This window comes from Gordonia sp. i37, from assembly GCF_002043085.1.
Lineage (GTDB): Bacteria > Actinomycetota > Actinomycetes > Mycobacteriales > Mycobacteriaceae > Gordonia > Gordonia polyisoprenivorans.
The window spans coordinates 1-1,180 of sequence record NZ_MVPX01000217.1; the positions used below are offsets into that span (position 1 = coordinate 1).

Here is a 1,180-nt window from a genome sequence, read left to right on the forward strand (position 1 = left end):
ATCGAAGGTGTATGTCAATCCGTCGTTGAGATAACCTGCGGGAGCTGCGATCTCGCGTGCGGTGTAGCACCCGCCACGTACCCGCTTCGACGCGATGCCCTCGTCGTCGGTGGTGATCACACCGAGTCCCTGTCCGTCGCATGTCGCGACGGCGAACTGGGCTCCGGGCAAGGTGTGGCCGTCGACCCGGTCGCGCTTGGTGACCTGGAGCCAACCGAAGTTGTGTCCTCCGTCGGTGCGGGTGAAGGTGAACTGGTGGCTCACCGTCTGCCCGGCGACGATATTGACGGCGAACCCGCCGGAACCGAGGAGCCGATAGCCGGCCGGTACGTCGGTGACGGTGATGCCGTACGACCCCGGGTAATTGTTGATCGACGCCGGAAGCGGAATCGGTTGGCTGCCTGCCGGTCCGGCGAATTCGATCACCACTCCGGGGACCGGGTTGCCGGCGGTGTCTTTGGTGGTGAGGTTCAGCGTTCCCTGGCCGGCCGGCGGCGTCGGGGCGGGACTGCTGCTCGACGGCGCCGACGGCGGGACAGAAACGCTGGTCGACGCTGGTGTCGACGGTGGCGCGGGATCGCTTCCGGTGGTCGGTGGCGTTGTGGTTGCCGGTGCTGTGGTCTGTGTGGTGGATGTGATGAGCGGTGGGATGGTGGTTGTGGTGTCGTCTGCCGCGGCGATGCCCGCGGTCATGGTGGCTACGACGAGCGCCACCGACGGGAGTACAGCGGTTCCGATGACGCGGAAGTGCTTTTGGCTCATGATGTTTTCCGAGGTCTCCCCGACCCTGGTTGATGTGCGTGGTGCCGACGCCGGCATGGGGTGTGTCGCGCGACCCGGTCCGGTCGTTAGCCGTGCACAGCGAATGGGCGGTCGATGTCATTCACGCGGCAGACGTCACGACCGTCCGGTCGGACCCGACGGTATGGATGTCAGCGGGTCGTCCGGACATCGATGAGATGCACCGTAGATGTGACGGTTTCACCGGGGCTGAGGCCGAAGATGAAGTCCGTTGCACCGACGAGGACGAGTCCGACGGAAACGGTGAGGACCCGGACGCTGATGATGTCGGTCGGCGGTGGCAGGAAGCTCGTAGACGTAGGGTGGCTAAACCTCGATCCACCGATTTGCTTGTGATCGGTCGGTGAGGGATAAACGAAATGCCCTGTCTGAGGGACAG

General features: G+C 64.7%; 2 protein-coding genes. Both read right to left on the minus strand.

Annotated elements, in window-relative coordinates; genetic code table 11:
• Nucleotides 1-762, minus strand: a 762-nt coding sequence (locus B1964_RS10045) for a collagen binding domain-containing protein (protein ID WP_079929661.1), incomplete at its 3' end; no start/stop codon positions are given.
• A 170-nt stretch (nt 763-932) separates the two neighbouring features.
• The coding region (locus tag B1964_RS30680; protein ID WP_216354235.1) for a hypothetical protein at nt 933-1,180 on the minus strand (248 nt) is incomplete at its 5' end.